Origin of the sequence: Massilia aurea (assembly GCF_024753205.1) — a bacterium.
In the GTDB taxonomy this organism is placed as follows: Bacteria; Pseudomonadota; Gammaproteobacteria; order Burkholderiales; family Burkholderiaceae_D; genus Telluria; species Telluria aurea.
In genome coordinates, this window is record NZ_JANUGZ010000004.1 from 560,075 (window position 1) to 573,200 (window position 13,126).

10 protein-coding genes and 1 pseudogene are annotated in these 13,126 nt (G+C 62.7%); 6 read left to right on the forward strand and 5 right to left on the reverse strand.

The features are described from left to right. Positions 1-111: 111 nt before the first annotated feature. On the reverse strand, positions 112-1,896 hold the full coding sequence (locus NX775_RS17515) for a YbhB/YbcL family Raf kinase inhibitor-like protein (RefSeq protein WP_258837148.1): 1,785 nt from the start codon (positions 1,894-1,896) through the stop codon (positions 112-114). A gap of 222 nt (positions 1,897-2,118) precedes the next feature. Here NX775_RS17515 and NX775_RS17520 point away from each other — a divergent pair, with 222 nt between their 5' ends. The 3 genes from NX775_RS17520 to NX775_RS17530 all read left to right on the forward strand — a co-directional run bounded on the left by NX775_RS17520 (position 2,119) and on the right by NX775_RS17530 (position 5,896). Continuing rightward, positions 2,119-3,705: a MutS-related protein gene (locus tag NX775_RS17520; RefSeq protein WP_258837149.1), complete on the forward strand. Its 1,587-nt coding sequence runs from the start codon at positions 2,119-2,121 to the stop codon at positions 3,703-3,705. Between the two features lie 410 nt (positions 3,706-4,115). Beyond that, the gene (locus NX775_RS17525; RefSeq protein ID WP_258837150.1) at positions 4,116-5,105 is read left to right on the forward strand and encodes a sensor histidine kinase; all 990 of its coding nucleotides are present in this window, start codon (positions 4,116-4,118) and stop codon (positions 5,103-5,105) included. Further along, positions 5,093-5,896, forward strand: a complete 804-nt coding sequence (locus NX775_RS17530) for a LytR/AlgR family response regulator transcription factor (RefSeq protein ID WP_258837151.1) — start codon at positions 5,093-5,095, stop codon at positions 5,894-5,896. The genes NX775_RS17525 and NX775_RS17530 overlap by 13 nt, the downstream gene beginning before the upstream one ends. A gap of 30 nt (positions 5,897-5,926) precedes the next feature. Here the strand turns inward: NX775_RS17530 and NX775_RS17535 are convergent, their stop codons facing one another. Both NX775_RS17535 and NX775_RS17540 read right to left on the reverse strand, forming a co-directional pair. Then, positions 5,927-9,529 carry an ABC transporter permease/M1 family aminopeptidase gene (locus tag NX775_RS17535; RefSeq protein WP_258837152.1) on the reverse strand — a complete coding sequence of 1,201 codons (3,603 nt, stop codon included), beginning with the start codon at positions 9,527-9,529 and terminating at the stop codon, positions 5,927-5,929. A gap of 13 nt (positions 9,530-9,542) precedes the next feature. After that, entirely contained in the window at positions 9,543-10,421 is an 879-nt protein-coding gene (locus tag NX775_RS17540) for an ABC transporter ATP-binding protein (RefSeq protein WP_258837153.1), read from the reverse strand. A 214-nt stretch (positions 10,422-10,635) separates the two neighbouring features. Between NX775_RS17540 and NX775_RS17545 the strand changes: the two genes are divergently transcribed. After that, positions 10,636-10,926 carry a hypothetical protein gene (locus NX775_RS17545; RefSeq protein ID WP_258837154.1) on the forward strand — a complete coding sequence of 97 codons (291 nt, stop codon included), beginning with the start codon at positions 10,636-10,638 and terminating at the stop codon, positions 10,924-10,926. 41 nt (positions 10,927-10,967) lie between these two features. Here NX775_RS17545 and NX775_RS17550 read toward each other — a convergent pair whose 3' ends face one another. Both NX775_RS17550 and NX775_RS17555 read right to left on the reverse strand, forming a co-directional pair. Beyond that, positions 10,968-11,438 carry a GNAT family N-acetyltransferase gene (locus NX775_RS17550; RefSeq protein ID WP_258837155.1) on the reverse strand — a complete coding sequence of 157 codons (471 nt, stop codon included), beginning with the start codon at positions 11,436-11,438 and terminating at the stop codon, positions 10,968-10,970. A gap of 6 nt (positions 11,439-11,444) precedes the next feature. Beyond that, positions 11,445-11,852: a rhodanese-like domain-containing protein gene (locus tag NX775_RS17555; RefSeq protein ID WP_258837156.1), complete on the reverse strand. Its 408-nt coding sequence runs from the start codon at positions 11,850-11,852 to the stop codon at positions 11,445-11,447. Between the two features lie 95 nt (positions 11,853-11,947). Between NX775_RS17555 and ftrA the strand changes: the two genes are divergently transcribed. Both ftrA and NX775_RS17565 read left to right on the forward strand, forming a co-directional pair. Further along, entirely contained in the window at positions 11,948-12,916 is a 969-nt protein-coding gene (gene ftrA, locus NX775_RS17560) for a transcriptional regulator FtrA (RefSeq protein WP_258837157.1), read from the forward strand. A gap of 75 nt (positions 12,917-12,991) precedes the next feature. Then, positions 12,992-13,123 (forward strand): annotated as a pseudogene (locus NX775_RS17565) (IS5/IS1182 family transposase); the annotation flags it as partial. Between the last annotated feature and the right edge of the window lie 3 nt (positions 13,124-13,126).

Here is a 13,126-nt window from a genome sequence, read left to right on the forward strand (position 1 = left end):
TGCACGATCCGTGCCAGACATTAAGTCATTGATTCGTATGGAGGGCAGTCGCGGACACCGCTGTCCGCGGTGTCCGTCCGGGCGACCGCGGACACGGCCGCCGGTCAGGGTTTACTTCTGTGGCTTCTGCTTCTGCGCGTACTTGCCGACGACTTCGCCCTTGGCCAGCACATGGCCCTTCATCGCGGTCAGCACCTGATCGCGGTCGGCGCCAAACGGCACGTCCAGCATCGTGTCAAGCGCCATCACCTGGAAGTGATAGCGGTGCGCCGCTTCACCCGGTGGCGGCTTCGGTCCGTAGTAGCCCGGCGAACCGCGCGTCGTCAGGCCCTGCAGCACGCCATCCGGATCCGACAGGCGGGCTTGCTCCTGAACGCCTTCCGGCACGCTCGTGACATTGGCCGGGATATTCCACATCACCCAGTGCACGAAGGGCAGGGCCGGTTTGGCGTCCGGGTCTTCCGCGATGATCACGTACGACTTCGCACCGGCCACCGCTTTCCACGACAGCGCCGGCGAGACGCCATCGGCGTACTCGGTATAGCGCTCGTTCATCATGCCGTTGGCCGCAAAGCTTGGCGACGATACCGTCATCTGCCCCTTGGCCTCGGTCTCGGGACGCTTGAGCGCCAGCGGCACGTTGGTGCCCTTGCTGGTTTGCTGTTCGAGCGGGCCTGCCGGGGCTTTTGCCGGTGTGCTGGCCACAGCGCCAGCCTTGCCGCCGGTGTAGGCGACCCGATAGATCACGCCGTTGGCATCGTCCGCCATCAAGAGCGAACCGTCCTTCGCCATCGCCAGTCCGACCGGGCGTGCGATGTGGGTCTTGCCGCCGTCAGTCAGGAAGCCCGTGACGAACGGCTCGACCTTCGTCGGCTGGCCGTTCTGGTAGCGCACGCGCACGATTTCGTAGCCCGATGCCGGCACCCGGTTCCACGAGCCGCGCATCGTCACGAAGGCATCGCCCTGGTACTCGGTCGGGAACGCGCTGCCGGCGCCGAACACCCACTGCATCGGCGCTGCGTGCGCCGTGTACCCGAGCACCATCGGCGTGCTGCGCGCTTTCCACTGCTCCTTGGTGATCTCGCCCACGGGCGTGCTTTGCGGGTAGATCTCATTGGCGCCATACACGTGCGGCCAGCCATACTGTTTACCCAGTTCGATCTTGTTGATCTCCTCGGCCTGCACGTCGTCGCCAAGGAAGTCGATGCCATGGTCGAAGCCCCACAGCTCGCCCGTCGTCGGATGCCAGGCGTAGCCGATCAGGTTGCGCAGGCCGCTGGCGAAGATGGTGCGCTGCTTGCCGTCTGGCGAAATGCGCAGCAGCGTGGCGTTTTCGGGATTGCTTTCGTTGCAGGTATTGCAGGTGCTGCCCACGCTCAGGTACAGCATGCCGTCCGGGCCGAAGGCCATCGTGCGGTTTGGGTGTTGGCCCGAGTCCGGCAAGTCGCCAATCAGCATCTTGAGTTCGCCCAGGCGGCCATCCTTCTGGATGTCGGCCACGAACAGTTCCTTGACCGTCACCAGATACAGCTTGTTGTCGCGGATCGCCAGGCCATGCGCGCCGGTGCGGTTGGCCACCGTGATCGGCTCGCCGTCGGCGCGCCCGTCGTTGTTGGTGTCGCGCAGCAGCAGCACGTCGCCCTGGTCACGACGGCTCACATAGATGTCGCCGCTGGGCGCGACGGCGATGATGCGGGCGTTTTTCAGGCCTGTTGCAAACGCACTGACCGTGAAGCCGGGCGGCGCCTTGAGTGCACGGATCCGCTCGGGCGTCGCTTCGACCTTGTTGGGCTTCCAGACGTTGATCTTGGTGGAGAACTGGGTGCCATCGCCCTGCTGGGCGGTGGCGGAGCCGAACACGAGGCATAGTGCGGCGGCGAGCGAAGCGCGTTTCATGGAGGGCCTGCCTTTCATGGACATTGTTATAGAGATGGTCAAGAAGGCATCGTGCCAGTGTTTACCGCCTCGGTATGTTGGGAAACGAACATTCTCTGCAGGAGCGTTCATTATGCAAAAAAGATAATTTCGCCACTGGAACGTTTTCCTTCTTGCAAGTTCCCTATGCCGTCTACACATGCACCTTGCAACCGGCGCCGCCGGCTCTTTTCAGGACTGACCTTGTCGTCGTCGTTCGACCACCTGCAGCATCTCTGGCGTTCCGCCATCGCCACACTGGCGCCATCGACCGTGCCGCCTCCGAACCACTTTTTCACACTACAGGACATCGGGCGTCTGCACGATCAGGATGGCCCCAACCGCACCAGCATCGATGCCCAGACCTGGGACGACCTGTTGCTGCCATCGTTCGAGGACAAGCTGGCGCCCGATGCCAGCATCTTCGGCCGCCAGGTGCTGCACCGGCGCCTGCGCGCGGGCGTGGACGATGCGGCCTGCAGCGCCCAGCGCATGCGCCTGCAAGGCCTGATCGCGGACCCTGCACACTTGGCCGCGCTGGACGCGCAACTGCGGATGCTGCGCCATGCGGATGTCGACGTGAGCGCGCTGCTGTTTGGCGAGACGCCGCCGGGGACGCCGTGGTGGGCGCGCTGGTTATGGCTGCTGCCGGTCCTGCTGCTGGTGTCGGTCGCCGCGCTGGTGACGTTGCCGCTGGGCTGGATGCTGACGCTGGCTGCACTCACGCCGCTGATGGCGCTGCAGATCCGCTATCACCAGGAGATCGAGGCCTGGACCGCCACCATCCGCTCGCTGGGCGCGCTGCTTGCTACCGTTGGCCTGCTCGGCAAGGATGGCGGGGCGTTGACCGAACCGTTCGTGGCGGCGCGCGCGACCGCCGCGCGCCTGCACGTGCGCCTCGACCGGCCGTTCGCGCTGCGCATGATCCCGGGCGGCAGGCAGTATGCCGACTGGTTCGCTGCCGGGAATATCGCGCATTACTTCCGGACGGCGCGCATCGTGTTCGGGCAGCGCGCGTTTCTGCGTGAGTGCTATCTGGCGTGCGCCAATCTGGAAGCCGACGTGGCACTGGCGCGGCACCTGCACGCGATGCCGCGCTGGTGCTGGGCCGAACGTGGCGGGGCGCGTGAGCTGCTGCTGGAGGATGGCGTGCATCCGTTGATGGCGCAGCCGGCGCCGCTGTCATTGTCGCTGCATGAGCGCGGCGCATTCGTCTCGGGCCAGAACGCGTCGGGCAAGAGTACCTTCCTGCGCATGGTGGGCCTGAACCTGCTCGCGGCGCGTGCGTTCGGCTTCTGCTACGCCACGCGGGCGCGCCTGCCCGCCGTGCCGGTACGCGCCAGCATGCAGAACGAGGATTCGCTGCTGGGCGGCGAGAGCCTGTACATGGCGGAGTTGCGCCGTGCCCGCGAACTGCTCGAAGCAGCCGGCCAGCCGGCGGGCGTGTGCCTGATCGACGAGGTGTTTCGCGGCACGAACCATCTTGAGTCGGTGTCTGCCGCCGCTGCGGTGCTCGAGCAGTTGTCGAGGCACGACCTGGTGCTGGTGTCGTCGCACAATCTGGTGCTTGCGCCGCTGCTGCAGGCGGGGTTTGACGCCATCTGCATCGATACGACCAGCGGCCGGCCGGTGCTGCAGAAGGGTGTGCTGCGCAATCCGAACGGGATTGCGCTGCTGGCCAGGGAGGGTTTCGGCCCGCAGATCGAGGGCAGGGCGGCGGAAGTGGCGCGCTGGTTGAGTGGCCACTTGCTGGAGCCGGCGACCGGCGCGCCGACGGCGCAGCAGGCGTGACAGGTTAGAACGCATGACAAAATCTGTTGCTTCGTCTGGCGGCAACATGCTTGTACACTGAGCCATACTGACCGGCAGCTTTCGGCCCAGGAGCGGACCTTCGTTCTCGCATCAGCCAGGGCGGGCGTGGCATCTCAAGCAGTCGAGACAATCCGCGATTTTTCGGGCTTGGCGATCTGATATGTCGAGCTCAACGGCCGGTTTATGGCCTTATAACAATGTTATCCTGACGTCTTGCATCTTTACATCCACGTAGCCCCTACGTCATGACCGTGCCGATCGCAGCTCCCGAGCGTTCTTCCTTTGTTTCACCGGCAAGCAGCGAAATCCCGACCCCAGCGGCCAGGTCTGTCCACTCCCGACGCGATTACTGGCTCTGCCAGTGCGCGGGTTGGGGCATATTGACGACGATGAGCGTGCTCGCTTCAGGCCAGGGCGCGCTCGAGCCGATGCTGCGCATGTCGGCGGTGAAGGTGCTGGTGATGATCAACGGTCTGTTCCTGTCGCATTGCTGGCGCATCTTCCTGCGCAGGCGCGGTTGGATCGACCGCAACGGCGCGGCGCCGGTGCCGCACATCGTGCTCGGGGTAGTCGTCCTGAGCGTACTGCAGGTCGCGTTCCTGGTGTGCGCCGATGTCCTGATACGCGATGGCATCCTGATCGACGACGAGGATGCCCCTGCCGTCATCATTGGCCTGTCCGTGCTGTGGAGTGCCGTGTTCCTGATGTGGACCTTGATGTACGCGGTGGTTCTGTCGCGCCGCCGCGCGCTGCGCTTCGAACTGGAAAAGCTCGAGCTCGAGGTGAGTGTCAAGGATGCCGAACTGCGCGCGCTGCAGGCACAGGTCAATCCCCATTTCTTCTTCAATAGCCTGAACAGCATCCGTGCACTGATCTATCAGGACCATAACACCGCGGCGCAAGCGATAAGCCAACTAGCCAGCCTGATGCGCCACAGCCTGCGCAGCGGCCAGGCACCGACAGTGCGCCTGGCCGACGAGGTGGCGGCGGTGCACGCCTATCTCGCCATTGAACGCTACCGCTTCGAAGAGCGCCTGCAGGCTGAGGTGGACATTGCCCCTGGACTGTACGACGAGATGCTGCCGCCGATGGCGCTGCAGACCCTGGTGGAGAACGCCGTCAAGCATGGCGTCGAACTGGCCCTCGGCCCCTGCCGCCTGAACGTCACGGCGCGCCGCCGCGGACAGCAGGTGATCCTGACCGTGGCCAACGAGGGCAGTTTGCAGGAGGCCAGCGCCTCCACCAAGCTTGGACTGGCCAATACCTCCAAGCGCCTGGCGCTGCTGTTCGGTCCCGGCGCCAGTTGTACGCTAAGCGAAGAAGATGGCTGGGTGGTAGCGCAGGTCGTGTTGCCGCAGGGAAGCTCATGCGCACGCTGATCGTCGACGACGAGCGCCTGGCGCGCAACGAGATGCGGCGCCTCCTGGCGGCGCATCCGGGGCTGGTGATCGTTGGCGAAGCGGCGAATCCGCGCGAGGCACGCGCAGCAATTGAGACGCTGGCGCCGGCCCTGGTGTTCCTCGACGTGCAGATGCCTGGCGGGAGCGGCTTCGACATACTGGCGTCGCTCGACACGGCGCCGGCCGTGATCTTCACCACGGCCTTCGACGGCTATGCGCTGCGCGCCTTTGACGTCAGTGCCCTCGACTACCTGCTCAAGCCGATCGAGCCGGCACGCCTGGCGCATGCTTTGCGCAAACTTGGCACACGCCTGGAGACGCGGGCGGCGGTGACGGAACAGGAACAGGCACAGACGCAGAATAACGCACGGGACAAGGCAGAGGACAAGGCAGAGGACAACGCAGAGGACAAGGCGCAGCCGGTCCACGAGCGGGGCGCGGCTGACGGCAAGGTGTTCATCAAGGATGGCGAGCGCTGCTGGTTTGTGGCGCTCGAGCAGATCATGCTGTTCGAGTCCGAAGGCAACTACACGCGCGTGTACTTTGATGGGAACCGTCCCCTGTTGCTGCGCTCCCTGAACCAGCTCGAAGCGCGCCTTGATCCAGAGCGCTTCCTGCGCACCAGCCGGCGCCAAATCGTCAACCTCGACTTCGTGCAGGGCATCGCGCCCGGTCCCGGCGCCGGAATGGTGTTGACCCTGACGGGCGACCTCAAGGTGGCGATGTCGCGCCGCCGCGCGGCTCAGTTCAGGCAACTGAACGGACTATGATGCGGCCTGTGAGTCCGGCCGCATCGCGCCTCACGGCAGGCTGACCGCCTTGCGGTTGTCGCCCGTATCACGGTCGATCAGCAGGTGCCAGGGATCGACGCCGGCCTCGAGCGGCTTCTCGTTGACCGTCACGGTCAGCGTCGATTCGCCCGCTGCCAGCTTCCGCCCGGAGCGCCATAGCACGCGTTCCTTGCCGCCAACAGCGGCGCCAAACAAGGCCAGGTCAACCGGCTCGTCATAGGCGCGCGGCGTTTCCCTGCCCTTGCCGTCGGCCTCGATCTTGGCCAGCTGCAGTGTCATCGTGACGTCCCACTTGCCGTCGGCGCGGCGCACCGCGCTGGCGGCGCGCATGCGGTTATCGTAGAACACGATGCGCTCGAACAGGTCGGTAATCAGGTCCTGCTTTTCCGGCGGTGCGGCGGCGCGGATCGCGACCAGCAGGTCACGGCTGGTGACATACGGCGCTTGCTGGTAGCGATGGCGTTCGAGGAAGTCGCGCAGCACTGCGTTGAGCGTGGCTTCGCCGAGCTCCTTGCTCAGCCGATAGAACACCAGGCTGCCCTTGCGGTAGGGGATGTACAGCCCATCCTCGACCTTGAACAGAGGCTGCTCTTCCAGCAGCTCCTTGCCGCGGCCCGAGAAATACTGGTCGAGGTCAAAGCGCAGGATGCGGCGCGTCTTTTCGGCGCCGAATTCTTTCTCAAGCACCATCAGCGCCGAGTACTCGGCCAACGACTCGACCAGCATCGCGCTGCCCTGGGCGTTGGCCGGGATCAGCTGTTCGCCCCACCACTGGTGCGCTACTTCATGCGCTGTCACGTAGAACACGTGGTCCACATCGTCGCCGTCCTTGCCGGCGCCGCGCAGGTCGTTGACGAAACCGAGCGACTCCGAGAACGGGATCGTGTTCGGGAAGCTGCGTGCATACGCCAGGTACAGCGGGAATTCGGTGATGCGTAACGCCTGGTGCGGATAGGAGCCGAAGTGCTCGGTGAAATAGTCGAGCGCGCGCCGGCTGCCGTTGATCATGGTATCCACGTTCCACGGATGCTTGGGGTCGTGATACACCTCGATCGGCACGCCACGCCAGTGGGCCTTGCGCAACTGATAGCGCGCTGACTGGAACGAGAAGAACGGCAGGATCTGCTTGTCCATCTTGTAGTGGAACCAGCGACGGCCATCGTGTTCCCAACTGCGCTCCAGCCGACCTGGTGCGATTGCGGTCTGGTCGGCGCTGGTCGAAATGATGGTTTCGAAGTCGATCAAACCTGTGTCAAAGCCGAACAGCTTCCAGAAGTTGCTGGAGCGCGCTGCCGGGTCGTCCAGCGCCGGCATGCGCTGCGCCTCACCCAGGCCACGCTTGCGGCGTTCGATGCGGTCGCTGATTTGATTGGCCTGCACGTAGCCCAGTTTCGGGAAGTAGTCTTCCGAAGTGAACATGGTGCCGTTAAGGTTGATGCCGTCCGGCTTGCCGTGCGCCGTGAAACCCTGGTGGCGCACGTCGGCTGTGAAGCTGAAGGCCAGGCTGGCGCCGGGTGCCAGCGCCTGGCGCAGTTCGACCACGCGCATGCCATGGCGCGCGTCGTCGAGCGTGACAGTGTGCGGCGGCAGCGCCAGTAGCGTGGTGGCAGCGCGCGGATCGAGCTGGAAGCGCAGTGTGCGCATTGGTTGCGCGGTGGTGTTGCGCACCACGTAATGTCCGTGGATTGCCACACGCCGTTGTTGCGGGAAAATGTCGACCTCGGCGCGTACATTGGTCAGGCTGGGATTGGGCAGCGCCAGAAAGCGGTGGTAGCGCTGTTCGTAGTCGGCGCGCAAGTCGAGCTCAGCCTTGGCCGACAGGGTCTGATTGAGCACATTGGTGTTATAGAAGATCCAGGCACCGCAGCCTGCCCAGCCGACGAGGCACAGCGCCAGCGCGGCGCCGGCCCTGCCGCGCAAGCAGCGTGAGGCCTGGCGCAGGCGCGCGCGCCAGCCGTCGTCGCGACCGCGCGTGCGTGCTGCCTGGGCCAGGACCAGCAGCGCGAGCGCACCCAGCATCCAGTACAGCGCGAACCAGCGCCAGCCGGCCAGAAAGTGGCCATAGCCGTTCATGTCCGAATAGCTCAGTTCGGGCAGCGCGGCGAAGCGCAGCAGCGGGTGCTCGATGCCGAAGCCGGCCAGAATGGCTCCATTCATCAGGAGCGCGACGCCGAGCAGGTAGCCCAAGTATTTGTTGCCCGCCAGCATATGCAGCGCCAGCAGGGCCGGGGCCATGATGACGAAGTAAGCGGCGTTGAGCATGAGGCCTTTCAGGTACAACCCCGCCTCGATCGGCGCGCCGCCCTTGACCAGCTGAATGGCGATGCCGGTGGTAGTGCCCGCGCCCAGGAAGGCGAGGATGACGGCGCTCAGCGCACCGAGCCTGGCGCTAAACAGTAGCCAGTCGGGCAGCGGCAGGGCGTCGCCGATGTCGGCGATATTTACCTGGCGGTCGCGGAACACCAGTTCGCCACTGTAGAAGATCAGCACCAGCACCAGCACCGTGTTGATGCTGCCGCCCAGCTCCTCCAGGATCACACGCGTGAGTGGGTAAGGTACGCTGTCGAAGCGCATGCCGCCGATGGTGTAGTTGGCAATGAAGTTGGCCAGCGCCAACGCCAGCAGGATCAGGAATGGCAGCCCGCGCAGCACACCACGCGTTTCGAAGCGCAGCACCTGCCACCATTGCGCGGCCAGGGCCGCGCGGTCGAAGCGGGGCGCAAAGCAGAGCATGAGCGCAGCTGGCGCCGTAACCGGCAGAGCGGCCATTGCAACGGGTGCTGCGCGCATGCCAAAGCGGCGCTTGGCGGCGTCAGTGCGTCCAGTCTTGAAGCAGGCCACGGTGAGGGCGAACAGGCAGATGGCTATGCCCGTCCAGAGCACGCGGTTCAGCAGTAGCACACCGGCCAGCCGGGGTATTTCGGTGTTGGCTTGGGCGCTCGAATAGTAGCGTGTCATTTGGGCCAAAGCCCGCACTCCAAACGGGTCTAGCAGCACCCCCAGTGATTCGCCGTTGCCGCCGCTCGACAGCGTAGCCGCCATTGCCCACAACACCGTAAAACCCAACACGCCGGCGTACACCATCACTAACGACCGGGTAAGCGCCGCCAGCAGCAGCAGAAGACTGGCCACGAACAACAGATTCGGCACGACCAGCACGGCGAAAGCCCAGGCGTACGGGTACAGCGTGAACACGCCGATGCGTTCGGAATCGATTGACGGCATGCGCGAGCCGAACATCATCGCCAGCGTGACCAGTGCAAACACCGCCAGGCAGACGCCGAAGCCAGCCAGAAAGCGTCCCGCCAGGTAATCGAGCTTACTTGCCGGGGTAGCGAACAGCAGGTCGGCCATGCCGGCGTCGCTGTCGCGCAGGATGGCGCCGGCGATGAACACGGCGACCAGGAACATGGCGATCAGGCTCAGGAAGCCAAGCTGGTTGGCGATGACGACGGGCGCGTTCAGGTGGAGGTTGCCAATCGAGCCACCGACGCGCATTGAGGCCGAGCTTGCAGTGATGAAGCCGAGCGCCGCCAACACAGCGGCGGCGATCCAGAACAGCGGCTGGCGCAGATGGTAGCGTAGGTCGAAGCGGAAAAATTCCAGCCACATGATAGGCTCCTTTTCACGCCTGCGCCGCGCACTGGCGCAGCTGCAGGAAATAAACGTCTTCCAGACTCGGATCGACCTGGGCGAAGCCGCTGTCGGGCTGCTCGGCGGCGAACACATTGATTTGCGGCTTGCCGCCGATCAGGCGCGTGGACAGCACGGTGAATTTGCTGTTGTAGTGATCGAGCTGGTCTTGCTCGACGGTGCGGCGCCAGACCCGCGCGCCCAGTAGCGAGATCGCGTCTTGCGGATGGCCCTGAATTAGCACCTTGCCTTTGGCGATCATGGCCATGCGCGGGCAGAGGTCGGTTACGTCCTCGACGATATGGGTCGACAAAATCACCACCACCTGTTCACTAATACGCGCCAGCAGGTTCAGGAAGCGGTTGCGTTCATGGGGATCGAGGCCGGCAGTAGGTTCGTCGACGATCACCAGCTGCGGCGCGCCGAGCAGGGCTTGGGCGATGCCGAAGCGCTGGCGCATGCCGCCCGAATAGGTGGCGACACTGCGCTTCCTGGCGTCCCACAGATTGGTCTGGTGCAGCAGGCCTTCGATCATCTCCTTGCGTTCGCCGCGCCCGACCAAACCTTTCAGCACCGCGAAGTGATTCAACAGTTCGAGCGCGCTGACCTTTGGATACACGCCGAAGTCCTGCGGCAGGTAGCCCAGGCGGCGCCGCAGGCTGCCTTTGTCGGCGACGACGTCGACGCCGTCGAAATGGATGCTGCCGCTGTCCGGCTCCTGCAGGGTGGCGATGGTGCGCATCAGTGACGACTTGCCGGCCCCGTTCGGACCGAGCAGGCCGAACATGCCGGTGGGGATGTCCAGGCTGACGTGGTCGATCGCATGCACGCCGTTGGCGTAGGTTTTGTCGAGGTCTTTTATGGATAGCATGACGGTTCCGGGTTTGATTCAGTGGCGATAAAAATGCGCGCGTCGGAGCGCAGCTTTGGCAAGCGTAGAAACGCTGCGTAAAGCAGCTTGGAGATTGAGGGGATGAGCGGCTAGCGGATAGAAATGAATGGCAGGTTGGCGGGATGAGCGGTGGGAAAAGCGGATGAGTGGTATCCGGGTAACGCGCAGGACGGCATAACGCAGGTTGTGCACAATGACGATGAGGAGCTTTGCTTCTATCGAACAACCGCTTTCGCCAGAAGCGGTCTTTCAGCCGGAACCAGCATTACAAAGAGAGTTGATTTCTCTGCAAATGGGTCTAGAGCCGATGGGCGTTGAAATCGAGGCCAATATTGGCCGCTATTTGGTGGAGCTGACGCGGCTGACACAAGCACCACTTGATCGTCGAACACGAGGTAACCAACATCGGCAACGACCGCGATCAGCTGTCGGGAATGGCGAAGAAGGTTCGCACCGCAATTGGAACAGAGTCGCTGACAATTGAGCGCCGAAAGCGGCATGGATGTAGGCAATGTTGCGATTACCTCAAGCAAGCACTCGTATCCAGCTTTCCCAATCGCTGTCCGGTAATCCACCGATGCTTCGATAGAAGGCTTGCGCCGACGTATTGTTTTGCAATACATCCCACTTCAAACGCGCGCAACCGAGTTTTTTTGCAGAGGCTAGCACCGCTGCCATCAAGGCATGGCCGATACCTATGCCACGCCTGGTTTCCCTGACATATAACTCTTTCAGTATGAGGTTCGGTTGCAAATCAAATGTGAATGGCACCATATAAACCAATGCATAGCCGAGCATCTCTCCATTGCCAGCTTCTGCAACAAACGCAATAAATTGCTGGCTCGATCCGTCGCACAGGCCACGCTCAAGTAAATCATTTTCGGTCACGCAAAATTGCTCTATATAGCCCTCGAAGCGTGCCAGCTCGCGCATCAGAACGAGCAACTCAGTGGTATCGGATATGCACGCATGACGTACCGTGTAAATGGCTTCCATCGTTGCTCAGGCAGCTGCAGGTGACGAATTTACCAGCGCAAATCCTTCGTCGATCCAGCCTGTAATTCCTCCTGGCATAATTTTGACGGCGCGTCCGAGCCTTGCCAAACGGATTGCCGCGCGCGCTGCACCGTTGCAATGCGGGCCGGCGCAATACGCAACGAAGACCGTCTCAGCAGGATACTGGGCCAGCTTTGCGTTAATTATTTTTCCATGCGGAAGATGGTTGGCTCCGTCAATGTGGGCAGCGGCAAACTGATCTGGTCCGCGCACATCGAGCAGGACGAAATCATGGGTGCCAGTGGAGAGTGCATGGTGGACGTCCCAACAATCCGTTTCGAATTGCAGAATTGATTCAAAGTGGGCAAGCGCAATGGCGTTTGGTGCTGCAGCTACATCAGTGACTATGGACATCGTCGAACTCAAGGTTAGTTAGTGTAAGAAGATTATCGATCTCATCGTCTTGTCTCGGTAGTGGCGCAAACGTCAATATCCGGTAACATCGCGCCATGAAAAAACATCTTGTCGTCGCACTCGCCTATGACCAGCTCTGTACATTTGAATTCGGGTGCACTGTCGAACTTTTCGCGCTCGATCGTCCGGAACTGGGGGTGCCTTGGTATGAGTTCGCCGTCTGCGCGGCTGAATCGGGGCCGATCCGTGCTGCTGGCGGCATTTCGGTGCTTGCCCCGTTTACTCTGGATTTGCTCGACCGCGCTGACACGATCATCATTCCCGGCTGGCGAGATGCTGATGAATTACCGTCCGCCGCTTTGCTGGACAAGATTCGTGCGGCCTACCAGCGCGGTGCCCGTCTGTGCTCGATTTGCTCCGGCGTCTTTATCCTGGCTGCGGCCGGGGTCCTCGACGGCAAGCGCGCGACCACACATTGGCGTTATGCCGAACGTCTGGCACAACGTCATCCATCCATCGATGTACAGGCGGACTCATTGTATGTCGATGCGGGACAAATCATTACCTCTGCCGGTTCGGCCGCCGGCCTAGACATGCTGTTGCATCTGGTACGCCGTGACTATGGGGCCAAGGTTGGCAATCTAGTGGCGCAACGGCTGGTCGTCGCGCCCCATCGGGAGGGCGGGCAAGCCCAGTTTGTGCCGCGCCCGATGGCGCACGATGTGGGCGGTCGACTAGCGAAATTGATGGACTGGCTGCGCGCACATCCGGCGCTGCCGCATACGGTCACCTCAATGGCGCAACGTGCTTTGATGAGCCCGCGCACTTTGCAGCGCCAGTTCCAGGACGCGACCGGACTGGGACCGATCAACTGGCTGATCCGAGAACGGGTGGCGATTGCCAAAGACCTGCTGGAGGTACCCGACACGCCTCTGGCACAGGTAGCCGAACTCGCGGGATTCGGCTCAGAAGAATCGTTGCGTCGGCATTTTCGCCGATTCGTATCCACCAGCCCGCTTGCGTATCGGCAAAGGTTTTGCAGCAGTGTTTCCACGTCGCGTTAAGTGCAATTGGATGCTTACATCCCACTACGCACTATGAAATAGAACGTCCTGTGACTTTCCGAGATAGATACGAGACTACCCCGCTTTCGCAGACTGCGCATACGACATGAGCGGCGAGCAGACATCCATCAGGCGTTCCTTTCACTTGCCTGCTCGCTCATCTGTTGGCGGTATGTCGAACGGTTTTGTCAGGCGTTCTCGGTCTAGCAG

Excerpts from the sequence above, each read along its gene's own strand:
- NX775_RS17515 (WP_258837148.1), bottom strand. The coding sequence starts at position 1,896 with ATGAAACGCGCTTCGCTCGCCGCCGCACTATGCCTCGTGTTCGGCTCC.
- NX775_RS17525 (WP_258837150.1), top strand. The coding sequence starts at position 4,116 with ATGAGCGTGCTCGCTTCAGGCCAGGGCGCGCTCGAGCCGATGCTGCGC.
- NX775_RS17530 (WP_258837151.1), top strand. The coding sequence starts at position 5,093 with ATGCGCACGCTGATCGTCGACGACGAGCGCCTGGCGCGCAACGAGATG.
- NX775_RS17535 (WP_258837152.1), bottom strand. The coding sequence starts at position 9,529 with ATGTGGCTGGAATTTTTCCGCTTCGACCTACGCTACCATCTGCGCCAG.
- NX775_RS17540 (WP_258837153.1), bottom strand. The coding sequence starts at position 10,421 with ATGCTATCCATAAAAGACCTCGACAAAACCTACGCCAACGGCGTGCAT.
- NX775_RS17545 (WP_258837154.1), top strand. The coding sequence starts at position 10,636 with ATGACGATGAGGAGCTTTGCTTCTATCGAACAACCGCTTTCGCCAGAA.
- NX775_RS17550 (WP_258837155.1), bottom strand. The coding sequence starts at position 11,438 with ATGGAAGCCATTTACACGGTACGTCATGCGTGCATATCCGATACCACT.
- NX775_RS17555 (WP_258837156.1), bottom strand. The coding sequence starts at position 11,852 with ATGTCCATAGTCACTGATGTAGCTGCAGCACCAAACGCCATTGCGCTT.
- ftrA (WP_258837157.1), top strand. The coding sequence starts at position 11,948 with ATGAAAAAACATCTTGTCGTCGCACTCGCCTATGACCAGCTCTGTACA.